Annotated in this window: 18 protein-coding genes and 1 tRNA gene; 1 reads left to right on the forward strand and 18 read right to left on the reverse strand. The window is 70.2% G+C overall.

The window, feature by feature from the left end:
* Positions 1–7: 7 nt before the first annotated feature.
* The 6 genes from Ssi02_RS36495 to nadD all read right to left on the reverse strand — a co-directional run bounded on the left by Ssi02_RS36495 (position 8) and on the right by nadD (position 7,793).
* Positions 8–3,865, reverse strand: coding sequence for a hypothetical protein (locus tag Ssi02_RS36495; RefSeq protein WP_204032739.1), 3,858 nt, complete (start codon positions 3,863–3,865; stop codon positions 8–10).
* Entirely contained in the window at positions 3,862–5,241 is a 1,380-nt protein-coding gene (locus Ssi02_RS36500; RefSeq protein ID WP_204032742.1) for an SPFH domain-containing protein, read from the reverse strand. Before Ssi02_RS36500 ends, Ssi02_RS36495 begins: the two co-directional genes overlap by 4 nt.
* Positions 5,242–5,664: 423 nt before the next feature.
* Positions 5,665–5,737: transfer RNA gene (locus Ssi02_RS36505), tRNA-Ala, on the reverse strand.
* A 125-nt stretch (positions 5,738–5,862) separates the two neighbouring features.
* Positions 5,863–6,492, reverse strand: a complete 630-nt coding sequence (locus tag Ssi02_RS36510) for a histidine phosphatase family protein (RefSeq protein WP_204032744.1) — start codon at positions 6,490–6,492, stop codon at positions 5,863–5,865.
* Between the two features lie 66 nt (positions 6,493–6,558).
* Positions 6,559–6,969 carry a ribosome silencing factor gene (gene rsfS / locus Ssi02_RS36515; protein WP_204032754.1) on the reverse strand — a complete coding sequence of 137 codons (411 nt, stop codon included), beginning with the start codon at positions 6,967–6,969 and terminating at the stop codon, positions 6,559–6,561.
* Positions 6,970–7,157: 188 nt separating this feature from the next.
* Complete coding sequence (gene nadD / locus Ssi02_RS36520) at positions 7,158–7,793, reverse strand: nicotinate-nucleotide adenylyltransferase (protein ID WP_239130348.1); 636 nt, start codon at positions 7,791–7,793, stop codon at positions 7,158–7,160.
* 95 nt (positions 7,794–7,888) lie between these two features.
* Here nadD and Ssi02_RS36525 point away from each other — a divergent pair, with 95 nt between their 5' ends.
* Positions 7,889–8,911 (forward strand): M48 family metallopeptidase, encoded by a 1,023-nt coding sequence (locus Ssi02_RS36525; RefSeq protein WP_204032759.1) that lies wholly within the window; start codon positions 7,889–7,891, stop codon positions 8,909–8,911.
* Positions 8,912–9,044: 133 nt separating this feature from the next.
* On the opposite strand, the gene Ssi02_RS36530 is transcribed toward Ssi02_RS36525, so the two are convergent.
* From Ssi02_RS36530 to rodA, 12 genes are all read right to left on the reverse strand, one after another.
* The gene (locus Ssi02_RS36530) at positions 9,045–10,784 is read right to left on the reverse strand and encodes a serine/threonine-protein kinase (RefSeq protein ID WP_204032761.1); all 1,740 of its coding nucleotides are present in this window, start codon (positions 10,782–10,784) and stop codon (positions 9,045–9,047) included.
* Positions 10,785–10,888: 104 nt separating this feature from the next.
* Positions 10,889–11,596 (reverse strand): DoxX family protein, encoded by a 708-nt coding sequence (locus tag Ssi02_RS36535; protein ID WP_204032764.1) that lies wholly within the window; start codon positions 11,594–11,596, stop codon positions 10,889–10,891.
* A gap of 8 nt (positions 11,597–11,604) precedes the next feature.
* A complete protein-coding gene (locus Ssi02_RS36540) occupies positions 11,605–11,784 on the reverse strand; it encodes a hypothetical protein (protein ID WP_204032821.1) in 180 nt (59 codons plus the stop codon).
* 85 nt (positions 11,785–11,869) lie between these two features.
* A complete protein-coding gene (locus tag Ssi02_RS36545; protein WP_204032767.1) occupies positions 11,870–13,159 on the reverse strand; it encodes a glutamate-5-semialdehyde dehydrogenase in 1,290 nt (429 codons plus the stop codon).
* A 42-nt stretch (positions 13,160–13,201) separates the two neighbouring features.
* Complete coding sequence (gene proB, locus Ssi02_RS36550; protein ID WP_204032770.1) at positions 13,202–14,323, reverse strand: glutamate 5-kinase; 1,122 nt, start codon at positions 14,321–14,323, stop codon at positions 13,202–13,204.
* Positions 14,324–15,071: 748 nt separating this feature from the next.
* On the reverse strand, positions 15,072–16,424 hold the full coding sequence (gene obgE, locus Ssi02_RS36555; RefSeq protein WP_204032772.1) for a GTPase ObgE: 1,353 nt from the start codon (positions 16,422–16,424) through the stop codon (positions 15,072–15,074).
* Positions 16,425–16,580: 156 nt separating this feature from the next.
* Positions 16,581–16,835, reverse strand: coding sequence for a 50S ribosomal protein L27 (gene rpmA / locus Ssi02_RS36560; protein WP_204032775.1), 255 nt, complete (start codon positions 16,833–16,835; stop codon positions 16,581–16,583).
* A gap of 13 nt (positions 16,836–16,848) precedes the next feature.
* Positions 16,849–17,151 carry a 50S ribosomal protein L21 gene (gene rplU, locus Ssi02_RS36565; RefSeq protein ID WP_204032777.1) on the reverse strand — a complete coding sequence of 101 codons (303 nt, stop codon included), beginning with the start codon at positions 17,149–17,151 and terminating at the stop codon, positions 16,849–16,851.
* A 183-nt stretch (positions 17,152–17,334) separates the two neighbouring features.
* Entirely contained in the window at positions 17,335–19,647 is a 2,313-nt protein-coding gene (locus Ssi02_RS36570; RefSeq protein WP_204032823.1) for an Rne/Rng family ribonuclease, read from the reverse strand.
* Positions 19,648–20,542: 895 nt separating this feature from the next.
* Complete coding sequence (locus Ssi02_RS36575) at positions 20,543–21,304, reverse strand: TIGR03936 family radical SAM-associated protein (RefSeq protein WP_373870260.1); 762 nt, start codon at positions 21,302–21,304, stop codon at positions 20,543–20,545.
* A gap of 344 nt (positions 21,305–21,648) precedes the next feature.
* Positions 21,649–23,565 carry a TIGR03960 family B12-binding radical SAM protein gene (locus Ssi02_RS36580; RefSeq protein WP_204032782.1) on the reverse strand — a complete coding sequence of 639 codons (1,917 nt, stop codon included), beginning with the start codon at positions 23,563–23,565 and terminating at the stop codon, positions 21,649–21,651.
* Between the two features lie 157 nt (positions 23,566–23,722).
* Complete coding sequence (gene rodA / locus Ssi02_RS36585; RefSeq protein WP_204032784.1) at positions 23,723–24,913, reverse strand: rod shape-determining protein RodA; 1,191 nt, start codon at positions 24,911–24,913, stop codon at positions 23,723–23,725.
* Between the last annotated feature and the right edge of the window lie 25 nt (positions 24,914–24,938).

The raw sequence follows: 24,938 nt of genomic DNA on the forward strand, positions 1-24,938 counted from the left end.
CACACGCTCAGGCGCCTTCCGCCGTGCGGCGGAAGGCGATCAGCTCCCCGGAGGCGTTGACCACCAGGAGGCCGCCCGGAAGCGCGGTGAGGCCGGCCACTCCTGCGGGCACGCGGAACACGTCGGCGAGCCCGCGGCCGGCGCAGTCCCAGACCCGCACGGTGCCCTCGCCGTCGCCGCTGAACACGACCGGTGTGCCGGCCACCTCACCGGTGGCCAGCGCGGTGACCGGGGTGTCCTGCGACCCCAGCGGCACACCACCGGGCCCCCACCAGATCCGGTACGGATCATCCGGCGTCACCCTGGCTCCCGCCCCCGAGACAGCGGACCCGGCCGGCGGTCGCGCGGGCGACCCCTCCGGCGGCACACCGTCGCGGGCTCGCACGACCAGCTCACCGGCCGCGTGCTCAAGGGCCAAAAGGTCGTCGCCGAGCACCTCGACCCGGTCGATCCGTACCCCGGCGCGCTCCCCGGCCGACGCGGGCGACAAGGCGGGCGCCGCGGGACGGCACGAGCTGAGGTCCCAGACGTGCAACACACCCGAGTTGCCGCCGGTGACCGCGACCAAATGCCCGTCGACGCGGGTGACCTCCACCGCGTGCACCCCGTGCCCCGGGTGCACCGGCGGGTGGGACTCCCTGGCGATCGGGCCCCCGGCTCCGAGGTCCCACGTCACCACCTTGCCGTCGCGGCCGACCGTGACGGCGACCGGCCGCCCGTCGATCAGCGTCGCCGCCAGCGACTCCGCGGAGTCGGGGCCGGCGCCGATCCCGGCGGCAAGGGTGAGGCCGGAGCCGAGCTCCCACACCCGCAGCGTGCCGCCGCCCCCGGCGGTGACCGCCAGGGAGCGTCCCGAGGCCGTCAGGCAGATCGCGGCGTGCGCCGACCCCCGGTGCGCGGTGCGGTGGGCGCCGACCTGTTCGCCGGTGCCGAGGTCGGTGACGCACACCCGGCCGTCGCGCGCGGTCGTCACGGCGAGGTCGCGGCCCCCCGCCCGCGCGCAGGCCACCGAGGTGATGTAGCCGAGCCTGCTGCCGGCTCTCTCCTTCAGGACCTCGCCCGTAGCCGCGTCGCGCACCTGCAACCAGCCGTCGCCGCTGGCCAGCAGGGCGACCTCCCGCCCGCCGAGCGAGGTGCGGGCCAGAGCGGGGAAGAAGCCCTTGGCCGACCACGTGCGTACCGCCCGGCCTCCGGCCAGCTCCCAGGCCTTGACCTGGCCGTCGTCCCCCGTGGTGATCGCGACCGGGTCGCCGTCGCGCAGCGCGCAGTCCAGCGCGAGGATCCTGCCGCGATGCGTCGGAAACGGCGGCCACAGGCGCCGTTCCCTGAGGTCCCAGACCGACAGCCAGCCTTCGCCGTCGGCTGCCACGACGAGGCCCGCCGCACCGGACACCGCGCGTAGCAGCGCCACCCGCTGCTTCTTGCGGCTGCGGGGCAGCTCGAAGTCGCCTGGAGGTGGGGAGTGCCGCGCCGTCCCGTCCGGCCCGTGGGTGTCCCCGGGCGGACCGGCGACCCCGACCGACCAGACGGGCCGCCATGCCAGCGGCGGCGCCCCGGGCGGATGCGCGGCCCGTCTCGCCAGCTCGGCGAGGCCGGCGCGGGCCGCGCCGAGGGCGAGCTTGCTCCGGCGCTCCTCCAGCGAGGTACGGCGAGGCCGGCCGGCTTCGGCCACCACCCGGGCCAGGGTCTCCCCGCCCAGCGCGGCGACGGCGGGCAACCACCGGTGGTCGGCGCGGAGCAGAAACTCCGGGTCGTCCAGCAGGTCCGCCGCACGACCGGCGGCCTGGGCGTGCTGGAGCGCGTGGCGGATCAGGTATGGCTCCGCGGCCTCCCAGTCGCGGGCGCCGGGCGGCCCGAGGGCGGAGAGGAGCGCAGGGAGGTCCGCGTCCGCCCCGGATGTGCCGGTCGCGAGGTGGTCGACCAGCTCTTGGTGGAAAAGCCGGTAAAGCGCCGCCCCGCCGCCGGCCTCCGCGGACTGCCGGAGGAAGACACTGCCCGCGCGGAGGGTCTTCAGCAGTTCGTCGAAGCCCGGCTCGCGGTCGAGGCCCGCCCGCGCGGCGACGATCCGGCTCAGCACCCCGATCGGCATGCCCTCCCCCTTGGCCTCGGCGAGCACCGACAGGCAGGCGCGCAGCAAGGGGTGGGCCGCGTGCCACGCCCGGAGGTAGACCGCGAGCACCTCGGGCAGCGTGCGGGGCACGTCCACCGCGAACCGCCTGGCCTCTGCCGTGTCCCTCAGCGGGGAGCCGCTCGTGGAGTCGATGAGGAAGCCGGTGTAGAGGCCCGCGACAAGGAACTCGCCGCACTCCCTGCGGGCGCGCAGGCCGGTCAGCGCCTGGGCGATCTCCGCGGCGAAGGCGCCGCGGACGTCGCCGTGCGGGCGGTATTCCGCGACGTCCTCCAGCAACCCGAAGACATATCTCGACAGGTCCTTGCGCAGGACCTCTCGGTCGACGGTGTCGAGGTCGGTGAGGGTGCCGAGAGCGCGGGCCCGCCCGGCGATCGGCTGGTATTCGCGGTAGTCGCGGCACCCCACCAGCACCCTGGCCGCGTGGCGCCCGTCCGGGCGAGGTGTGCTCGACAGGGGGAGGATGAGCTCGTTCATGACGGCCACACCGTCGTCGGCCTCGTCGAGGGCGTCGACCACGATGAGCGGGGGCGCGGCCAGGCCGAGGATGCGCCCGATCAGCTCACCGGGTGTGGTGCTGGGCGGCAGGGAGAGCTGGGCGCCGAGTTGCTCGTTCACGGCGGCGACCACTCCGGCCGGGCCCCGGTGGCGGGCGTAGACCGCGGCCACCCCGCCTCCTGTGGGCGACGGCAGCGGCGAGACACCGTCCAGCAGCGGGAGGGCGGCCTCGTAGAGCGAGGGGTGCGCCGCGCAGGCGAGCACGCTCACCAGGGCGGACTTTCCGCTGCCCGGGCCGCCGGTGACCATGCCGAGGTCCCCCGGGCCGCGGCCGCTCAGCCACGGCGTCAGCCGTACGAGCTCGTCCCTGCGGCCGGTGAACCGCCCGGCACGGCCGCCCGCCTCGCCCACTCCGATGCCGGACAGCAGGTCGAGGAAGTGCCGGTCGACCGGGCCGCCTTCCCGGGAGATCCGCCCCGGGGAGCGCGGGCGCGCGCCCGCGGCCGGGCCGCCGTTCCTGCGGGCGGCGCCGTTGGGGAAGAACGGCGGCACGAAGACGTCCTCGCTGGAGTCGAACGCGGTGGAGGCCACCTGCTGCTTCCACGCGCCTCCGGCGTGCGCGGCCCGGATGACGTGCCTGCGCACCGCCCTCGCGACGTCGGCGAACGGCACGTGGTCGCCGGCGGGATCCGCGTCGAACTCGCCTGCGGCGATGGAGCCGAGGACGGCGGCGAGCGCCTCGGTGAACCGCCCGTCGAAGGCCGGCCGGTCCGGCTGGCAGGCGGCGATCACCCAGGCGCGGTTGCCGGCTCCCGCCGTGCCGTAGTGCCAGGGCAGTCTGGCCAGGGCGCCGGAGTAGCAGAGGTCGAGCAGGAAGAGCGTGCGCGGACGGCCGGAGCCGAGCTGCGCGAGCTTGAGCCAGTGCTCGATGTCGTCGACGCGCTCGCCGTCGCTGCCGAGCGCGTAGACGATGCCGCGGGCGGCCTCGTCGCCGTGCGTGAGCAGGTGGAACACGAGCACCTGGTCCGGCCCGGCCCGGGTCAGCTCGCCGCGGACGATCTCACCGATGGCCGCGGAGGTCATCGGGCCGGTGTGCATCGCGCACTCATATCCGAGGGACCGCATCGCGGTCGCCAGAGTCTGTGCCCGCTCGACCGCGAACGGCAGGTCGTCCCAGGTGTCGCCGGCGAACCGGGGAACCGCGATCAGGATCGCGCGTGGTAGTGCGAGAGAGCTCATGCGTCGCCGGTGGAACCGGCATCACCTTCCCCACGGGCGGACTGCGGCGGGCCGGGCTGCTGCCCGGCGGTGACGGCGGGCGGGACCAGCGCCGAGGCGAGACCGAGAGACGGCATGGCGGAGACGCCGCCGTTCCCCAGAATCGTCCGGACCATCTCCATGATCGGCAGACCGACCTGGGTGAGGGTGCTGAGCACACTGTTGGTCTCGCCGCCCGCGCTCTGGATGACGTGCTGAAGGTTCGGCAGCTCGACCTTGGCGGCCTTGGCGATCTCCGGGAGGTTTTCCGCGAGGGTGAGCAAGACGTACTGCTCGGCCTTGGCCGGGTCCATCGCGGCGATCTTCCCCTGGAGTTCGATGCCCTTCGCCTGGGCGCTCTGCAGCAGCCTCGCGACCTCCAGCTCGTTGAGCTGCCGGGTCTTGCGGACCTCGGCGGCGTTGATCTGGTCGGCCTCCCACGCCTTCAGCTCTATGCGCTTCCGCTCGACGATGTCGTCCCGCTCGGCTCGCTTCGCGGCGAGCTGCCTTTCCAGCTCGGCGTGTTTCAGCTCGCTTTCTGCCCGCTGCTGACGGAGCACCGCCTCGAATTCGGCTTGCGCCCGTTTCCGTTCGGCCTCAAGCTGCTCCTTGAAACGCTGTTTGTCGGCGTCGCTCCTGGCGAGCTCGCGTTCCTGCGTCTCGCTGCGCTGCCGGAGGGCGTATTTCTTCTCGGCAGCGTCGGCCATGGCCTGCTCCACCTCGACCTCGTAGGAGCGCTCGGCCTTCTCACGCCGCAACTTCGCGTCGATCTCGGTGGCCCGGCGGAGTTCCTCGGCGTGGCCGTCGTGGTCGTCGATCCGGGTGATGCCCACTTTGTCGACGACGAGCCCGCGGAGGTTGAAGTCGTGCTCCAATTGCTCCCGCATATGCTCGATCACGCTGGTCTGGTCGGAGACCAGCACCTCGAAGTCGATGTTGCCGATCACCGAGCGGACCTCGCTGCTGATGATGTCTTCAACCGCCTGAGCGAGCCCGGCGGGGTTTTTGAGATATCTCAGCGCCGCCCGCTGGATGAATTCGCGGCTCTCGCCGACGCGATAGCTGACCACGGCGTGCACGCCGACGCGAAGCATCTGCTGGGTCTCACATTGGACCGTCACCTTCGCGCTGCGCTCGGACAGGCTGATCTCGCCCTTATGGCGGCGCGGGGGCAGGACGAGCCTGGCCTTTCCCACGACCACCCGCAGGTCCTCTCCGTCCCTGCCGCTTCTGCCCACCACGCCGCCGGGGAAAATCAGGGCCGTTTGCGGGCCCGGGGTCTCCCACCAGCGTGAAACCACGATGAGGGCCAGCACGGCTATGGCGCCGAGGCCGGCTAAGAGCCACGTCAGAAACACAGCACCTCCCGAGGGGAGAACAGGTGTGGCCGACCGCGCGGTAGTGCCCCCCGTTCTTGTTGAAATCAATTATGGAAAACATTTAGGCGCGATGCGAGCAATGCGGCAGGCGATCATTAACTTCCGACAGGAAAGATCACACTCCGAATATCCCATAAAACGGGCAGAATACAATAATTCCCGGCAGGCAATCGAGAATCGGCCGCCGCGAAAAGCGCACACACGGGAGCAGGGGCGTACGGCGGAAGCCGGTGCATGACGATGCACGAGAGTGAATGCAAGACGCCGTGGACATGAGGGCCCGAACCTAGGCCGCATGCAAAACGCACGCCAGACTACACCTGGTGAGAGCGCATTGGGGGTAAACGACAAAGGGTGCCTGCGCCCTATGCGAACGCCGGCACCCGGGTGCACCACTAAATGTGGAGCTATGGGGATTCGAACCCCAGACCTCCTCCATGCCATGGAGGCGCGCTACCAACTGCGCCATAGCCCCTGGTCACCGCGCGGAGTTTTCTCTTTGCGGCGCTCGGAGAGCATATAGCCTCACGGCGTCTTCACCTAATCGGCGTCCCCCGGGGCTCGCGCCGGCATGCCGGCGCGAGCCGTACGAGATGTGGATCAGTGTGCCGCTTCGGGGCTGTCGTCGCTGCGCACGGGCTCCGGGAGGGTGCCCGCGTTGTGTTCGAGCAGGCGCCATCCCTTGCGCCCCTGCTCGATGACAGACCAGGAGCAGTTGGACAACCCGCCCAGGGTGTGCCAGAGCTCCTCAGGGAGCCCCAGCAGGCGGGCCAGCCCCAGCCGGAGGGCCGCTCCATGGGAGGCGACGACCAAGAGGCCGTCGTCGTCGATCTTCTCGGCCCAGCGATTGATCGACAACGAGACCCGCTCGGCGACACGCGTGACGGGTTCGCCGTCGGGAGCCTCCCACGCCTCGAACTGCTCGGGCCACCGTTCCCTGATCTCGGGGCGGGTGAGGCCCTCCCAGGCGCCACCGCTGCGTTCGCGGAGATCACGGTCGACCGTGATGCCGAGGCCGGTGACGCCGCTGAGGGCGGACGCCGTGGCGTGGGCCCTCTGCAGATCGGAGGAGACGAGCATGGTCGGCTTCAGCGAGGCGAGCAGGGATGCGGCCCTTCGCGCCTGCCGGACGCCGGTCTCGTCGAGGGGTATGTCGGAGTGGCCCTGGAAACGTTGTTCGAGGTTCCACTTTGTCTGGCCGTGCCGCCAGCAGACGACTCGGCGGCTCATGCGGCCTCCTCTTGGCCGCGCGCGGGAAGCACGATGTGGCGTGCCCTGTCGCGCCCCATCCGGCGCTCAGCCACCTGCCGCCCCACGCCGGGCCCTCTGGTTGGCCGCCTGGGTGACGGTGTCCGGCAGCGCGATGGCCGGGCAGTCCTTCCACAGACGCTCAAGGGCGTAAAAGGTGCGGTCGTCCTCATGCTGGACGTGCACCACGATGTCGACGTAGTCGAGAAGGACCCAACGGCCCTCACGCTCGCCCTCGCGGCGCACCGGCTTGGCGTCGACCTCGATGCGAAGGCGGTCTTCGATCTCGTCGACGATGGCGCGGACCTGGCGGTCGTTGGTGGCGGAGCAAAGCAGGAAGGCGTCGGTGATGACGAGCTGATCGCTCACGTCGTAGGCGAGGATGTCATCGGCCAGCTTGTCGGCGGCGGCTTCGGCCGCGACCTTGATGAGCTGGACGGCTCTTTCTGATGCGGTCACGGTGTGGGTTTGTCCTCCAGTGTTCGGCACTGTCAGGTCTGAGCCTGCCCGTTGTAGCCGGGGTTTAGTGATGACCTGCACAAGACACTACCCGGAGCGGCTGACATCGTCGGGCAGGATGCGGATGGGCGGCCATGTTTCACCTGGTGTTTCACCGGCCCTACTCACGGTGTCCCGTCCGCCTCTTTTCAACGCCCGGTCTCGGGCGGCGATTCCCCATGGCGGTAGAGGCCGCGCTTGTTGATGTACTGCACGATGCCGTCGGGGACGAGATACCAGATCGGCTCACCCGCGCCCACCCGCTCGCGGCATTCGGAGGAGGAGATCGCCAGGGCGGGGATCTCGATCAGGCTGACCTTCCCCTGGGGCAGCCCGGGATCTTGCAGGGGGTGGCCTGGCCGGGTGCATCCGACGAAGTGGGCGATCTCAAACAGCTCGTCGGCGTCGCGCCATCCGAGAATGTGGGCCAGGGCGTCGGCGCCGGTGATGAAGTAGATCTCGGTGTCGGGCCCATAACTTCGGCAAATATCGCGCAAAGTGTCGATGGTAAAAGTTGGCCCGGGCCGGTCCACGTCGACGCGGCTGACGGAGAAGCGGGGGTTGGAGGCGGTGGCGATCACGGTCATGAGATAGCGGTCCTCCGGGGCGGAGACGACACGCTCGGCTTTCTGCCACGGTCTGCCGGTCGGCACGAAGACCACTTCGTCCAGTTCGAAGTGGTGGGCGACCTCGCTGGCAGCGACGAGGTGGCCGTGATGAATGGGATCAAATGTCCCACCCATCACGCCCAATCGCCGCTTTCCACCGCTGGTCACAGCGTTCATCATGAGACGGACGATACGGGCATGTCTCACGATAGGTCACAGCAGGGTCCTCACCATGGTCAAGGACCGCGCACGACTCCCCTGACGGACGTAGCATGCCGGGCATGACGACCACCCCGGATCGCACTAGAGTTCCGCTCCCCGGCATCAGCTCTCGTGCGTATGAACATCCCGCCGACCGGTCCGCGCTGGTCGCGATGCGCTCGCTCAGCGGGTTCGACACCGTGCTCAAGCAGATGTCCGGCTTGGTCAGCGAGCGACGGCTCCGGCTCATTCGACTCGCCTCAGCGGTGCGCACCAGCGACACCCAGTTCCGCGCGCTCCACGACATGGGCCGCGATAGCGCGTACATCCTGGACCTGCCCAGGGTTCCGGAGATCTACGTTCAGCAGGACCCCAAGGCCAACGCCATGGCCATCGGGTTCGACGATCCGTTCATCGTGATCTCGACCGGTCTGCTCGACCTCCTCGACGAGGAGGAACTGCGGTTCGTCGTGGGCCACGAGACCTCGCACATCCTGTCGGGGCACGCGGTCTACCGCACGATGCTCCTCATCCTGACGCGACTGGCATCGCGGGTCGCCTGGATCCCGCTGGGTTACATCGGGCTGCGCGCGATCGTGGCCGGGCTTGAGGAGTGGTTCCGCAAGTCCGAACTGTCGGCCGACCGAGGCGGCCTGCTCTGCGGGCAGGACTCCGACGCGGCTCTGCGCGCACTCATGAAGCTCGCAGGCGGCTCCCGGCTGCACGAGATGAACATCGAGGCGTTCCTGGAGCAGGCTCGCGAATACGACACGGCGGGCGACCTCCGTGACGGCGTGCTCAAGGTGCTCAATCTGCTCGGCACCACCCACCCCTTCGCCGTGGCGCGGGTGGCGGAGCTCGACAAGTGGCACCGCGAGGGCACCTACGCGCGCGTCATCGCCGGCGACTACCCTCGCCGCGCCGACGACCACCACGCCAAGGTCTCCGAGGAGATCAAGGCCGCGGCCAACTCCTACCGCGAGTCCTGGTCGCAGTCGCAGGATCCGTTCATCGGGGTGCTGCGCGACGTCGCGGAGGGCGCGGTCAACGCGGGCGAGCGCATCTTCAACAGGTTCGCCCGGCGGGACGGTTAGCGCACCATGTGGGCAAAGGCGACCCGGTCGGGGAAGCGGGTCGCCACTGCGCCATCTCCTCCCCCGGAGCTCTCCGGGGGCTCACCGGGACATTGAAGGTCGTTGCGGGGCAGGCGTGGGATCCCTCGCCTCGCTAGAAGCCCAGGGCCACCACACGCACGGCCACTGCGCACACGGCGACGAACCCGCCGAGTACGGCGAAGGCCCGGAGACCGTCCCTGCGGAGCTCCGGCAACCTCGGGCCCACGCGTTCCAGCTCACGCCCGATGATCGCGCCGAAGACGATCCCGAACACCACGCCGGCGACCGTGACCGGCACCGGGCTCTCCACCCACCACGCGTGGTGCACTTGCGCACCTGAGGTGAGCCAGAGCGTGGCCCCGGCGGCCAATGCGGCGGGCACCCCCGGCCAGGCGATCGCGGTGACGAGCGAGGCGGCCAGAGACGCGGGGAAGCCGACGACACGCAGGAGCAGGCGCACCCGGGCCGATCTTCGTTTCCTGACCATCCAGTGCCCCATCCAGGTGGCTCTGGTGAGGGTTCCGAAGAGCGCGGTCACCGCGAACGTCGCCACCGGCCAGACCACCATCGCGACCACACAGGGCACGGCGAGCACCGCGAGGGTCATGAGCGTCGTGTTGCCCGCGGGCAGGGCCCCCACGTGGGAGGCGACCTGCCCGTCCGCCCCCGCCCGCCGCCGCCTCCGCACGCCGTCGGCGCCCGCCTCCGGGCGCCTGCGGCGGCGGGGCCGCGGCGTGTCGTCCGCGGACACCGCTACCGCGGCCTGCGCGGACGCCCCTTTAGGCGACGGCGCCCGCTGGACGGCGGCCTTGGGGGGCACGGACTTGGACGCCGCGGACTTTGGCACCGCCGCCTTGGGCGGCACCGATTTCGGCCCGGACTTCGAGGGTCCCGACTTTGGGGGCACGGATTTCGGGGGCACGGATTTCGGGGGCACCGTGCTCGTGGAGCCGGATCGCGGGGATCCGTTCCTTGCGGCCGTGGCCTTGGCGGGGGGCGCCGCCGCGACCCTGCCCCGGCCGGCCGCCGTGTCGTCCTGTCTTCTGTGCGCCGGATCGGCCACCCGCACCAGGCGGGTCAGGCGATCGGCCAGCACGGCGGCGGTCGGCCGTTTGACCGGCTCGCGGTGCAGCGCCGCGCGCACCAGCGGCAGCAGCGCGGCGGGCACGCCGGCCAGGTCGGCTTTGCCGTTCAGCACCGCGTACATCTGGGCTTCGGCCGTACCTCCGCCGAAGGTCGGGCGGCCGGTGGCGGCGAACGCGACGGTGGCCGCCCAGGCGTGTACGTCGGCGGGCTCGGCCACCTGCTCGTCGGCGAACAGCTCGGGTGCGGCGTAGCCGGGGGTGCCGAGGAAGGTGCCGGTCATGGTCAGCCGGGTCGCGTCCATGAGCTGGGCGATGCCGAAGTCGATCAGCACCGGCCCCTCAGTGCCCATGAGCACGTTGCCCGGCTTGAGGTCGCGGTGGATGACGCCGGCCGCGTGCACGATCGCGAGCGCCGCCGCCATGGCCTGGGCCAGCACCAGGAGTTCGGTGCCGGAGAGCGGCCCGTCGCGGCGCACGACGTCGAGGAGGGTGTCTCCCTCGATGTGCTGCATGACCAGATAGGGGCGGTCGCAGTCGAGATCGGCCCCGAGCACCCGGGTCACATAGGGACTCTCAACCCGGCGAAGCGCTTGGACCTCGCGCTTTAGTCTTAATCGCGCGTCGGGGTCACTGTCGAGCGTGTCGCGCAGCATCTTGAGGGCGACCGGGTCGCCCTTTTTGCTCTGCGCGAGGTAAACCTCGCCCATGCCGCCTCGGCCAAGGCGCTCTAGCAGGGTGTAGGGGCCGACCCGGCCGAGCTTGCTCACGCTCCCCCTTGCCAGGTGGCTCATGGTGCCAGCGCATCCACTGGGCACATAACCCTAGCGCGGGATCACCACTGGTATCAGAAGGCACGCCGTACACAAAAGAGTTATCTTGTCCCGGATCCTGACTCTCCACCTCGCGGGGGTTCGCCGTTCTCCCAGCGCGAGGGAGGCTCGTGGTCCGCCGTCCTTTCCCCCGGCGTCGCCGAAGGTGGCGGCACCACACGCGGCTCCTCTTCGCCCTCGGCGTGCTCCGCACCCGGCTCGGCCTCCTCGTAAGGACGCCTCTCGGCCGGTCTCGCCGCGGGCGGGGGCTCGGCAGGCTGGGTCGCGGTCGGCGGGGTGTACGGCACAGCCTCCTGCTCCGCCCGCCGCCGCTCGGCCTTGCGCCCGAAGATCAGATGGTCGAGGCTGATCCGCCCCGCACCCCCCGCGGCCAGCAGCAGCGCGGCCGAACCGAGAGCACCGACGAGTTCGAATCCGTTGTCCTGGACGAACACCCCGTTGCGCGCGTGCACGAAGACGAACGCCGCCAGCATGACCAGGAACAGCAGCACCCCGACCAGCGGCGTGAGCAGCCCAAGGATCAGCAGCACTCCGCCGATCAGCTCGATGATCATCGTGATGGCCGCGGCGAAACCGGAGAGCGGAATGCCCGCCGCCGAGAACATCTCCGCAACGGCCGCGTGCCCACCGGCGACCTTCTGCCACCCGTGCGCGACGAAGACGATGCCGACGACGATCCTCGCGATCAGCGCCGCGATGTCGTAGAACCCGCGTCTCCCGCCGGGCTTCACGCCCGCGTTCGTGGCCATGTCCGACCTCACAGCCGACGCGAGCCGTCGGCGAACAGCGCGTCGAGCCCGGTCTCGGGCACGGCCGACAGGTCATGCCGGCCGCTGCGCCGCCAGCGCAGATGGCCGCGACGCTCCAGCCCGAGCATCAGCCGGTCGGCGCCGAACAGGACGGCGACGACGCAGAGCAGGGTGACCACGATCTCCATGGTCACCAGTCAAACCTGACACCCCTCCGGTTACGCTACGCAAATCGCGAATACGGACGGTAATTTCTTAGTCAAAGTGACGGCGTTAGCTTCCCGAAGGTGCGATGACCGTGCCTTCGGCGGTGCGCAGGTGCCCCTCGCCCGTGTAGACCCACTTCGTCGAGGTCAGCTCGGGCAGCCCCATCGGCCCCCGGGCGTGCAGTTTCTGGGTGGAAATCCCGATCTCCGCCCCGAAGCCGAACTCCCCGCCGTCGGTGAACCGCGTCGAGGCGTTGACCGCCACCGCCGCCGAGTCGACCCGCGCCACGAACCGCCGGGCCGCCGCCTGAGAGCCGGTCACGATCGCGTCGGTGTGGGCCGACCCGTATTCCCTGATGTGCGCCACCGCCGCGTCGAGCGAGTCGACCACGGCCGCCGCAATGTCCAGCGAGATGTATTCCGTGCGGTAGTCCTCCTCCGTGGCCGGCACCACGGCATCGGAGAAGGCGGCCACACGCTCGTCGCCGTGCACGGTGACCCCGGCTTCGGCGAGCGCGGCGAGCGCGCGGGGCAGGAACTCCGCGGCGACGTCCGCGTGCACCAGCACGGTCTCGGCGGCGTTGCACACCGACGGCCGCTGCACCTTGGCGTTCATCAGGATGTGCAGCGCCATGTCGAGGTCCGCCGCGGCGTCGACGTAGACGTGGCAGTTGCCGACCCCGGTCTCGATCACCGGCACGGTGGACTCCTCGACCACCGCCTGGATCAGCGACGCCCCGCCCCGCGGGATGAGCACGTCGACCAGGCCGCGCGCCCGCATCAGGTGCTTGACCGAATCACGCGTGACACCCGGCACCAGCTGCACCGCCCCGGCCGGCACCTCGGTGCCCGCGAGCGCCTCACGCATCACCTTGACCAGCGCGGTGTTCGACTCGAAGGCACTGGAGGAGCCGCGCAGAAGCACCGCGTTGCCGCTCTTGAGGCAGAGCGCCGCGCCGTCCACGGTGACGTTGGGGCGGCCCTCGTAGATGATGCCGACCACACCGAGCGGCACCCGGAGCTGCCGCAGCTCCAGGCCGTTGGGCAGCGTGCCGCCCCTGATCACCTCACCCACCGGGTCGGGCAGCTCGGCGACCTCCCGCACGGCCTGGGCGATGGCCTTGACCCGGCCCTCGTCCAGCCGCAGCCGGTCGATCATGGTCTCGGCCGTGCCGCCCTCACCCGCCCGCTCCACGTCGCGGGCGTTGGCCGCGATGATCTCGGCGGAGCGCTCGACGAGGGCGTCGGCGATCACGCGAAGCGCGGCGTCCTTGGGGGCGCGGGGAAGCGGGCCGAGCAGCGCGGCCGCCTCGCGCGCCTCCCGTGCGACCTTCAGGAAGTCATTGGCGTCTGACATGGCCTATCGCTCCTCGGTGAACCCCTTAAGCAGGGGAAACGATCAGTGGTGCGCCTCAAGTATGACGATGTCGTCCCGGTGAATCAGTTCACGCTCATATTCCGGACCGAGCTCCGTCGCGAGCTCCCTGGTGGACCGGCCCAGCAGGTCGGGAATCTCCCCCGCGTCGAAGTTGACCAGCCCCCTCGCCACCACACGCCCGACCGGCGCGCAGAGATCGACGGGGTCGCCGGCCGCGAAATCACCCTCGACCGCCGTCACCCCCGCAGGAAGCAGCGACTTGCGCCGCCCCACGACGGCCTCCACGGCGCCGCTGTCGAGGTGCAGCCTCCCGCGCCCCGTAGTGGCGTGCGCGAGCCAGAGCAGCCTCGTGCCGGGGTGGCGGCCCCCGGGGTGGAAGTAGGTGCCGACGTCGGCTCCGGCCAGCGCCTGGGCGGCGTGAGCGGCCGCCGTCAGCACCACCGGCACCCCCGCCCCGGTCGCGATGCGCGCCGCCTGCACCTTGGTGATCATCCCGCCTGTGCCCACGGCCCCCGACCGGCCGAGTTCGACCCCCACGAGGTCGGCCGGCCCGGTGATCTCCGCGAGCCTGCGAGACTCCGGCTTGCGCGGATCACCGGTGTAGAGCGCGTCCACATCGGACAGCAACACCAGCGCGTCCGCGTGGATCAAATGCGCCACTAGCGCCGCCAGCCTGTCGTTGTCCCCAAATCTGATCTCGTCTGTGGCAACCGTGTCGTTCTCGTTGACGACCGGCACGATGCCGAGCTCCAGCAGCCGCGCCAAGGTGCGCTGGGCGTTGCGGTGATGCGACCGGCGCATCATGTCGTCCGCGGTGAGCAACACCTGCCCCACCCGCAGCCCATACCGGGCGAACGACGAGGTGTAGCGCGCGACCAGCACGCCCTGGCCCACCGACGCGGCGGCCTGCTGAGTGGCGAGATCCCGCGGCCGCGCCGCCAGCCCCAACGGCCCGAGCCCCGCCGCGATCGCCCCCGACGAGACCAGCACGATCTGCGTGCCGGTGCGGCGGCGCGCGGCCAGCACATCGACCAGCGCGTCGACCCGGTCGACGTCGATGACGCCACTCGCCGTCGTCAACGACGAGGACCCGACCTTCACGACCAGACGCGACGCCGAACCAACCAAACCACGCGGTGTCACGCCCGCCACCTGTTCCCTTCCGTTACCCGATCACCAAACCCCACACCCCACGCAAACACGCGAACCCCCACCGTCCAAGCAGACCGCCCCGGCCCTGCGCGCCGCCCAAGCGAAGGAGCCACCGCGGCGTCCGACAAGTACGGCAGCAGCCCACGCAAGCACGACCGTCCACACAGCCCGCACACCCCACCGGCACAGCGAGACGCCACACACCCACAGGCGACACCCAGGCCACCCAACCGCCCGGCACGGACAACCAGCCCAGCCGCCGACCGCCATGGCCCCGGCCCCGCGGGCCGCTCAGGCGAGGGAGCCACTGCGGCCACCACCCTTGTTCGCAAAACCGACGCCCCCGCGACATTCCCGCGTGAGCGGGCTGCCAAGGCCGGTCGCGAGCCGGGCACCCACCGCGCCCTGCCGGCGTAGCCCTCAGGCGCCGCGGTGGCCACCGCCGTAGGCGAAGCCGGCGCACCCTGCGCCCACCCCGCGAAACCCCCACGCGAGCGGGCCACCAACGCCACCTCCAGCGGCTGCGAAGCCCACACGTCTCGCAGGTGGGCCGCCCCCGCCGTATACGAAACCGGCGCACCCTGCGCCCACCCCGCGAAACCCCCACGCGAGCGGGCCACCAAAACTGCCTCCACCGGCTGCGAAACCGGCGCACCCTGCGCCCGCCCCGCCGACGCCCCGGGTGGGTTTGCCGGCGTGCGGGGCTTCCGCCGTACGGGGTGTCTTGGGGTCGGCACTGTCAGCCGATCCTGTTGTCGGTGCCGCGGGGGCCCGAGTGGTGGGCCTCGGCGTTGAGGGTGGGGGCCCAGTCGAAGACGTAGCCGCCCTCCATGGGGCCGATGACCACCACCGCGCCGGCGACGGCGCCCTGCTTGGTGAGGGCCTGCTCGATGCCGAGGCGTTCGAGGCGGTCGGCGAGGTAGCCCACGGCCTCGTCGTTGGTGAAGTCGGTCTGGCGGATCCAGCGCTCGGGTTTGTCGCCGGTCACCTGGAAGCTGTTCTCCCCGGTGCGGCGGATCTCGAAGTCGGCGGCGCCGAGCTGCTTGGGACGGATCACCAGGCGGGTGGGCTCCTCGACGGGGGCCGACTCCCGGTGGGCGGCGACCATGGCGCCCATGGCGAACGACACCTCGCGCAGACCCTCGTGGCTCGCGGCGGAGATCGTGAAGACCTGCAGGCCGCGCTCCTCCAGCATGGGCGTGACGATCTCGGCGAGCTCACGCGCGTCGGGCACGTCGGCCTTATTGAGCACGACGAGCCGGGGGCGGTCGTCGAGGGCGCCGTAGGCCGCGAGCTCGGCCTCGATCACGTCGAAGTCGCTGAGGGGGTCACGGCCGGGCTCCAGCGTCGCGCAGTCGAGCACGTGCACGATCGTGGAGCAGCGCTCGACGTGGCGGAGGAACTCGTGGCCGAGGCCCTTGCCCTCGGAGGCGCCGGGGATGAGCCCGGGCACGTCGGCGACGGTGAAGACGGTCTCGCCCGCCGTGACCACGCCGAGGTTGGGGATCAGGGTGGTGAACGGATAATCCGCGATCTTGGGCCGGGCCGCGCTCAAAGCCGCGACCAGGGACGATTTCCCGGCATTGGGGAATCCGACGAGCGCGATGTCGGCGACGGTCTTGAGCTCGAGCACCACGTCAAGGGCGTCGCCGGGCTCGCCGAGCAGCGCGAATCCGGGGGCTTTGCGCTTGGTGGAGGCGAGGGCGGCGTTGCCGAGCCCGCCGAAACCCCCCTGGGCGACGATATAACGTGTGCCGACGCCGATCAGGTCGACGAGCACCTCGCCTGAGTCGGCGTTTTTGACCACGGTGCCGTTGGGCACGGAAAGCACGATGTCCTCGCCGCCCGCCCCGTCGCGGTTGCCGCCCTGGCCCTGCTTGCCGTTGGCCGCCTTGCGGTATGGACGCCGGTGATAGTCGAGCAGCGTCGAGGTGTTGGGGTCGACCTCAAGCACCACGTCGCCGCCTCGGCCGCCGTTGCCCCCGTCGGGGCCGCCGAGCGGCTTGAACTTCTCCCGGTGAACCGAGGCGCAGCCGTGGCCACCGTCACCGGCCTTGATGTGCAGGACTACTTGATCGACGAAGTCCGCCACCAGGCCCCCTCTCATATAGGAACAGGGGTGGATCGCACATGCGATCCACCCCTGCGAAGAAACGTCTCTCGTCGCCGAACCGGTCTCGGCTGGACACCGATCTCAGTCAGGCACTGATCTCAGCTAAGCACTGATCTCAGTCGGACAGGTCTCAGTTCACGCGACGGGAACGATGCTCACCGCGCGACGACCGCGCTTGCGGCCGAACTCGACGTGGCCGGCGGACAGGGCGAACAGCGTGTCGTCGCTGCCCCGGCCGACGTTGTCGCCCGGGTGGAAGTGCGTGCCACGCTGCCGGACGATGATCTCGCCGGCCTTCACAAGCTGGCCACCGAAGCGCTTGACGCCAAGGCGCTGAGCGTTGGAGTCACGGCCGTTCCGGGTGGACGATGCGCCCTTTTTATGTGCCATCTCAAACTCCCGATCAGGCCTGGTCGATGCCGGTGATCTTCACCTGGGTGTAACGCTGACGGTGACCCTGGCGCTTCTTGTAACCGGTCTTGTTCTTGTATTTGAGGATGCGGATCTTCGGCCCCTTGGTCTCACCGAGAATCTCGGCGGTGACCGTGAACCGGCCGGCCTCCGTGGTCACGTCGCCACCGTTGACGACGAGCAACGTGGGCAGCAACACCGAGGAACCGACCTCGCCGGCGACCCTGTCCACCTCAAGGACGTCACCGACGGAGACCTTCTGCTGCCTGCCGCCGCAACGAACGATCGCGTACACCGCGGAACCCTTCTTCTGACTACGTGCTCGCTGGATGCTGCGCCCCGCATCCGGCTGCTGTCTTAATCAAAGACCGACGAACCGGGTAGACGCGCGAACGGGCACGCCACCAGACGCACCGGTTGGCAAGGATACCGGAAGACGGGAACCCAAGCGAACCGGACGGATCATCGGCTGTCAGCACTAGTCGGCCGACTTAGCTCGACGGGAGCGTCGCCGCCCCCTGCCGGAGGTCTGTTCGGCTCGGGAGTCTTCATCAGAGGCATCCCCGAGCGCACCTGTCACAGTATCACGGCCAGCCTGATCAGTGGCCGCGGAAACCTTCTCCGAGACCGCCTTCTCGATGGCCATCTTGCCCTGTGTACCACGGGGTTCCGGCTTTCCGTCGACCGGCTCGGTCGACAGGATGAGCCCCCGCCCGTTACAGCAGTCACAGGCCGTGGAGAACGCCTCAAGAAGCCCCTGACCCACCCTCTTACGGGTCATCTGCACGAGCCCCAGCGAGGTGACCTCGGCCACCTGGTGCTTGGTCCTGTCACGGGCCAGGCATTCGAGCAGGCGCCGCAGCACGAGGTCGCGGTTGCTCTCCAGCACCATGTCGATGAAGTCGATCACGATGATGCCGCCGATGTCGCGCAACCTGAGCTGGCGGACGATCTCCTCGGCCGCCTCCAGGTTGTTGCGGGTGACGGTCTCCTCCAGGTTGCCGCCCTGGCCGGTGAACTTGCCGGTGTTGACGTCCACCACCGTCATCGCCTCTGTGCGGTCGATGACGAGGGAGCCGCCGCTCGGCAGCCACACCTTGCGCTCAAGGGCCTTGGCGATCTGCTCGTCCACGCGGTAGGCGGCGAAGACGTCGCCGTCGTCCTCCCACCGCGTCAGGCGGTCGCCCAGATGCGGGGCGACGTAGCTGACGTATTCCTCGACCGTGCCCCACGCCTCTTCTCCCTGCACGACCAGGGAGGAGAAGTCCTCGTTGAAGACGTCTCTGACCACCCGGACCGTCAGGTCCGGCTCGGAGTAGAGCAGCTCGGGCGGGCTCGCCGACTTGGACTTGCGCTGGATGTTCTCCCACTGCGCCGACAGGCGGGCCACATCGCGGCTGAGCTCGTCCTCCGAGGCTCCCTCTGCCGCCGTGCGCACAATCACACCGGCGTTCTCGGGCATGACCTTCTTGAGGATGCTCTTGAGCCTGGTGCGCTCCTTGTCGGGCAGCTTGCGGCTGATGCCGGTCATCGACCCGTCGGGCACGTAGACGAGGTAACGGCCCGGCAGGCTGATCTGGCTCGTCAGCCGGGCGCCCTTGTGGCCCATCGGGTCCTTGGTGACCTGCACCAGCACCGACTGGCCCGACTTCAGCGCCGACTCGATGCGCTTCGGCTGGCCCTCCAGGCCCGCGGTGTCGAAGTTCACCTCACCGGCGTAGAGCACAGCGTTGCGGCCCTTGCCGACGTCGATGAACGCCGCCTCCATCGAGGGCAGGACGTTCTGCACCTTGCCCAGATAGACGTTGCCGACGTAGGACTGGCTGGACTCGCGGTCGACGTAGTGCTCGACGAGCACGCCGTCCTCAAGCACGGCGATCTGCGTGCGGCCACCGGTCCTCCGCACGACCATGACGCGCTCGACCGACTCGCGGCGGGCCAGGAACTCCGACTCGGTGATGATCGGCGGACGCCTGCGCCCCAGCTCACGCCCCTCGCGGCGGCGCTGCTTCTTGGCCTCCAGGCGGGTCGACCCGCGCACGCTCTGCACCTCGTCGACCGTCGACAGGCGGCCGACGCGCGGCGCGCGGATGCGCACCACCGTGTTCGGCGGGTCGTCGGCGGCGGGCTCGGCCCCGTCGTCCGCGCCCCTGCGGCGGCGGCGACGGCGCCTGCGGGATCCGACACCCGCGTCCTCGTCCGCGTCGGCCTCTGGCTCCTCAGCCTCCTCGGCGACCGGCTCCTCGGCGGCGACGTGCTGCTCCGCGTCCTCCGCGGACTCGTCCTCGGCCCCCTCGTCGCGATCACGCGCCCGGCCCCGGCCCCTGCCGCCCCTGCGGCGGCGCCGGCGGCGGCCCGCGAGGTCTTCGCCCTCGGAGTCGAAATCGTCGTCGTCGCCCTCGTCGGCCACCTCGGGCTCCGGCTCGCGCACCACGGGCTCCTGCCGCTCCTCGCGCGTCGGGCGCGGCGGCTCGGCCATGAACGGGTCCGGTGCCTGGAACAGCGGCGTGAACACCGCCGACGGCGGCTGGAAGGCGGGTGCGGGAGCCACGAGGTTCTCGTGCGCGGCGAACCCGAACGGGTCGGAGAACAACCGGGTCCGGCCGGGCGCCTCCTCCCGGGCGGACAGGTCGAGGTCGTCCTCGTCGAGGTCCTCGCCGGGCAGCTCCCCGTCGAGCGGCTCGTCCTTCAGCTCCTCGACCTCGTCGGCCTCGGTCTCGGCCTCGAATTCGGTGGAGCGTTCCCCGGCGGTCCTGCGCCGGGTACGGCGACGCGCGGTCGGCCTCTCCACCGCCTCGTCGGCGGACTCCGCGGCGGTGACCTCGGCGACGTCACTCTCGGTGACGGTGTCTTCCGCGACGGCGGGCTCGGCCGTGAGATCGGCCGCGGTGCCGTTGAGGGCGGGGTCGGCTGCCTTCGCGCGGGTCGCACGAGTGGTGCGTGTGGCTCGGGTGGCCCGGGTGGAACGTGTGCGAGACGCGGGGGCCTCGGCGGCCTCGGCCGGGCTCTCGGTGGCCTCGGCGACGGACTCGTCCGTCGTCACCGTGGTCTCCTCGGCGCTCACCGCCTCCTCGGTGTCGGCCTTCTTCGCACGGGTGCGCCGCGCCGTGGTGGTGGCCGTGGAGGTCGTGGCCCGGCGGCGTGTGCGCTTGGGCGCCTCCTCCGCGGGTGCCTCGACGGCGTCGGCCTCGGCCGGCGCGGCGGGCGGTCCTGCGGCCAGGGAGGCGGCTGTGCCGTTGCCCGTCGTGGCCGGCACCGCGGGGGCCTCCTCGGTGTCGAGGGAGGCCGAACCGGCGGCTCGCGTCGAACGGGTCGAGCGGCTCACCCGGGTGGCGGAGGCGCGTACATAACCGGCCGAAGTGCCCGCCGAGCGGGTCGACGGGCCGGCCTGGGCGGAAACCGCCGCTTCGGGCTCGGTCTCCTCGGGGGGAGGTCCTGCGGGGCGGCTGGCGGCGCGGCGGCGCACCGTGGCGGCCGTCTCCGTCGTCTCGGCCTGCGCCGCGGGAATATCGGTATGAATCTGTTCTGTGTCCCCGCCGGAGCCTTCGGCCCCGGCGATGGGCTCGTTGTCGAGCATGCGGGCGCTCTCCCGTCAGCTCCCGGGCGCGTTGCCGCGCCGCGCAGGAGCCATCGTCTCTCTCGTTATCCGCCCGCTCTCTCACGCCGAGAGTCGCGGGCGCCAAGTCCTATAGGTCTCCGCCGACGGCCTCGCCCACCGGCACCGCGTCGCCGCCGCGCTTCGCGTCGCGGTCAAGGTCGAACGGGTCGATGGGTTCCCCGGTGTCCGCGTCCAGCGGCCCCTGCGCCAGCCTGGTCACCTCGGGGGGCGACGGCGGCGCGAAGTCGGCTAGAAGACGCAGACCAGTGAGAACGTCGTCGGGTCGAACGGCAGGAGTCACGTGCCGTACAACCATGCGAAGTATGACACACGGTTGTGGTGGCGTCTGACCTGCTGCTCTCTGCTCTATTCCCTCAAACACCAGGAGCCCCAGCACCGCCTCCCGTGCGTCGAAGCGGCGCAACCCCTTTTTGGTCATGCGCTCGACCTCGACCCGATCAGCCGCAAGGAACTGCCCGACGGCATCGGAGACGGTCTCCAACAGTGTTCCGGGCAACCGCAACTCCCACGCCGACGCCTCCAGCCGGTCGGCCAGGCTGCCGTTTCGCGCCTCGACGACGTCGACGACGTCGAGGCCGGGGGGCAGCGAGGCGTCAAGAGCCTCGCGAAGGCGAGCCGGCTCGCAGGGGCGGGTCACGCCGATCTCCAGGTATTCGGCTTCGCTGGCGACACCCGTAGGCGCCGCCCCCGCGTATGAGATCTTGGGGTGGGGAGAGAAGCCCGCGCTGAACGCCACCGGGATGCCTGCCCGGCGGACCGCACGCTCGACGGCCCGGGAGATGTCACGGTGGCTGGTGAAACGCAGGCGTCCGCGCTTGGCATAACGCACACGAAGGCGCTGTGCCACAGGCGCGGGCGGGGGCCCGTCGGGAACAGGTTTCGTCAGTGCTGTTGTCCTTCCCAAGTAGCTCGGACCCCGGCCCCCGCGGCAGGAGCGGTGCCCTGCCGCGGAATGCTTGAGATCACGCTCAAGTGTGTTGTCGTCACTCCAGGATAAGGCCGTTGCGGAGCCGACTCCCCATGGGCGACAACACTAATCTCGTTAAACCCAGGCGAATCGACATTGCCTTCGCCTGAGCCGTCTCACATGGCCGTCCCCGAAGCATGATCCGCGCCTTTGCGGCCCGCATCGGTGCGTCCGGGAAACAGATTTTCGCCGGACCGCAACGTCACTCAAATAACCGTCAGGGGCAGCAACTTCTTCCCCGTGGGGCCGATCTGGATCTCCGTGCTCATCGTCGGGCACACCCCGCAGTCGTAGCAGGGGGTCCAGCGGCAGTCCTCGACCTCGGCGCCGTCGGCGTTGAGCGCGTCCTGCCAGTCCTGCCAGAGCCACTCGCGGTCGAGGCCGGCGTCGAGGTGATCCCACGGCAGGACCTCGTTCTCCTCGCGCTCACGAACGGTGAACCAGTCGACGTCGACTCCGGCGGACTCGGCGCACTTCATCCAGCGCTCGTAGGAGAAGTGCTCGCTCCAGCCGTCGAACCGGCCGCCGTCCTCCCACACCGCCTTGATCACGCGGCCGACCCTGCGGTCGCCGCGGGACAGCAGGCCCTCGACGATGGACGGCTTGCCGTCGTGATAGCGGAAACCGATGGCCCTGCCGAATTCCTTGTCGCGGCGCAGCGAATCGCGGAGCGCGCGCAGCCGGGCGTCGACCGTCTCGTGGTCGCACTGGGCGGCCCACTGGAACGGCGTGTGCGGTTTAGGGACGAAACCACCGATCGACACCGTGCACCGGATGTCGCGCGAACCGGTCACCTCGCGGCCCGCCTTGATCACCTTCTTGGCGAGGTCGGCGATGCCGAGCACGTCCTCGTCGGTCTCGGTGGGCAGACCGCACATGAAGTAGAGCTTCACCTGCCGCCACCCCTGGCTGTAAGCCGTGGTGACGGTGCGGATCAGGTCCTCCTCGGTGACCATCTTGTTGATGACCTTGCGCATGCGCTCCGAGCCGCCCTCGGGGGCGAAGGTCAGGCCCGAGCGCCGCCCGTTGCGGGAGAACTCGTTGGCGAGGTCGATGTTGAAGGCGTCGACCCGGGTGGAGGGCAGCGAGAGGCTGACGTTGGAGCCCTCGTAGTTGTCCGCCAGACCCTTGGCGACGTCGGCGATCTCGGAGTGGTCGGCGCTGGACAGCGACAGCAGGCCGACCTCGTTGAAACCGGACTCCTTGATCCCGGTCTCCACCATCGCGCCGATCGTGGTGATGGAACGCTCACGCACCGGACGGGTGATCATGCCCGCCTGGCAGAAGCGGCAGCCGCGCGTGCACCCGCGGAAGATCTCCACGCTGAACCGCTCGTGCACCGTCTCGGCGAGCGGCACCAGCGGCTTCTTCGGATAGGGCCACTCGTCCAGGTCCATGACGGTGTGCTTGTGGACGCGCCACGGCACCCCCGCGCGGTTGGGGGCGACGCGCTGGATGCGGCCGTCGGCGTGGTAGTCGACGTCATAAAACTTCGGCACATAGACGCCGCCGGACTCGGCCAGCCGCATCAGCAGCTCGTCGCGCCCGCCGGGGCACCCCTCGCCCTTCCACTCGCGGATGACCTCGGTGATGGCGATGGCGATCTGCTCGCCGTCGCCCAGCACGGCGGCGTCGAGGAAGTCGGCGACGGGCTCGGGGTTGAACGCCGCGTGGCCCCCCGCCAGCACGATCGGGTCGTCGTCGGTGCGGTCGGCCGCCTCAAGCGGGATGCCCGCGAGGCTGAGGGCGGTGAGCAGGTTGGTGTAGCCGAGCTCGGTGCTGAACGACACGCCGAGCACGTCGAAGGCCCGCACCGGGCGATGCCCGTCGACGGTGAACTGCGGCACCTTGTGCTGGCGCATCAGGGCCTCAAGGTCGGGCCAGACGGCGTAAGTGCGCTCGGCCATCGTCTCGGGCAGCTCGTTGAGGATCTCGTAGAGGATCTGCACGCCCTGGTTGGGCAGGCCCACCTCATAGGCGTCGGGATACATCAGCGCCCAGCGCACGACGGCGTCGTCCCACTCCTTGACGGTCGAGTTGAGCTCACCCCCGACATACTGGATCGGCTTTTGCACGTGGGGCAGCAGCGCTTCCAGGCGGGGAAAGACAGACTCGACAGACATGGCAGCTAGGCTAGCCGGTCTCACGCGCGCGGCGTCCCCGCTCCGGCCGCACCGCCGCCTTTGTCCTGCTCAGAAATCTGTGAAGGCTTGCCGGACCCGCGGGTGACACATGACATTTGCCGGTTTTGCCCGGCTCGCTGGTGGTGCCCCGTTGAATTCATCGATAAGCGCGCTCATGCCGCTGATGGGTCCTGATGTGGATCGATTGCAGCAATCCCACCGCGATCATGTTGGCGAAGGTCGCGGTCCCGCCGTACGACACGAAAGGCAGGGGCAGACCGGTGATCGGCATGATGCCGATGGTCATGCCGATGTTGATGAAGCTCTGAAAGGCCAGCCAGCACACGATCGTCCCCGCCATCAGCGTGCCGAACCGGTCCTCGCAGTCGCGCGCGATGCGCACCCCGCGCAACAGCACCGCGCCGATCAGCGCCACCACGGTCACCGACCCCAGGAACCCGAACTCCTCGCCCGCCACCGTGAAGATGAAGTCGGTGTGCTGCTCGGGCACGAACCTCCCGGTCGTCTGCCCGCCCTCGAACAACCCCTTGCCGAACAACTCCCCCGACCCGATCGCGATCATCGATTGGGTGCTGTTGTAGCCGACCCCTCGCGGATCGGTCGACGGGTCCAGAAACGCGGTGAACCTCGCCACCTGGTATGGCTCCAGCAGATCGAGAAACCACACCGCCGCCGCCCCCGCCCCGGCGAGCAGCACGAGCCCGGCGATCCACCGTTTTCGCACACCCCCAACGACGAGCGCGCCGAGAAGGATCACCCCGAGCACAAGCGTCGTGCCGAGGTCGGGCTGGAGCATGACCAGGCCCATCATGATCACCGCCGCGACCAGCGCGAGCAGCACGTCGAGCGGGCGCGCCCGCTCGGTCCCCTCGACGGGCCGGGCGAACAACATGGCGAGGATCAGCACCAGCCCGAGCTTTGCGAACTCCGAGGGCTGTACGGCGAAGCCACCGCCAAGCATGATCCACGAATGTGAGCCGTTGATCGTCGAGCCCAGCGGCGTGATCACCACGACCAGCCCGAGCACGGTCAGCAGGTAGATCAACGGCGCGTAGGCCCGCAGCCCCCGGTGATCCACCATAGCCACAAGCCCGCACAACACCCACCCGATGACCACGTTGAACAGGTGCTTCTTGACCAGCCCCGTGGCGCCGGGCGCCCACGTGCGGGTGGACGACCACACGAGCAGTGTGCCGATCACCGTCAGCGCCGCGACGGCGACCAGCAACACCCCGTCGACCCGCCACACGGCCTCGGCCCGATCGGCCAGCGTGCGCCGTTTGACCAGCGCACCCCGCTCAAGCGCCCCCGCCCCCGACCGGCTCACCGCGCCACCCTCCCGTCCAGCCCGG

It is taken from the genome of Sinosporangium siamense (genome assembly GCF_016863435.1).
In the GTDB taxonomy this organism is placed as follows: Bacteria; Actinomycetota; Actinomycetes; order Streptosporangiales; family Streptosporangiaceae; genus Sinosporangium; species Sinosporangium siamense.

Bases quoted from the DNA above. Each gene is read 5' to 3' on its own strand.
- Ssi02_RS36495 (WP_204032739.1), bottom strand. From the start codon at position 3,865: ATGAGCTCTCTCGCACTACCACGCGCGATCCTGATCGCGGTTCCCCGG.
- Ssi02_RS36510 (WP_204032744.1), bottom strand. From the start codon at position 6,492: ATGAGCCGCCGAGTCGTCTGCTGGCGGCACGGCCAGACAAAGTGGAAC.
- nadD (WP_239130348.1), bottom strand. From the start codon at position 7,793: ATGAACGCTGTGACCAGCGGTGGAAAGCGGCGATTGGGCGTGATGGGT.
- Ssi02_RS36525 (WP_204032759.1), top strand. From the start codon at position 7,889: ATGCCGGGCATGACGACCACCCCGGATCGCACTAGAGTTCCGCTCCCC.
- Ssi02_RS36535 (WP_204032764.1), bottom strand. From the start codon at position 11,596: ATGGCCACGAACGCGGGCGTGAAGCCCGGCGGGAGACGCGGGTTCTAC.
- Ssi02_RS36540 (WP_204032821.1), bottom strand. From the start codon at position 11,784: ATGGAGATCGTGGTCACCCTGCTCTGCGTCGTCGCCGTCCTGTTCGGC.
- Ssi02_RS36545 (WP_204032767.1), bottom strand. From the start codon at position 13,159: ATGTCAGACGCCAATGACTTCCTGAAGGTCGCACGGGAGGCGCGCGAG.
- rpmA (WP_204032775.1), bottom strand. From the start codon at position 16,835: ATGGCACATAAAAAGGGCGCATCGTCCACCCGGAACGGCCGTGACTCC.
- Ssi02_RS36580 (WP_204032782.1), bottom strand. From the start codon at position 23,565: ATGTCTGTCGAGTCTGTCTTTCCCCGCCTGGAAGCGCTGCTGCCCCAC.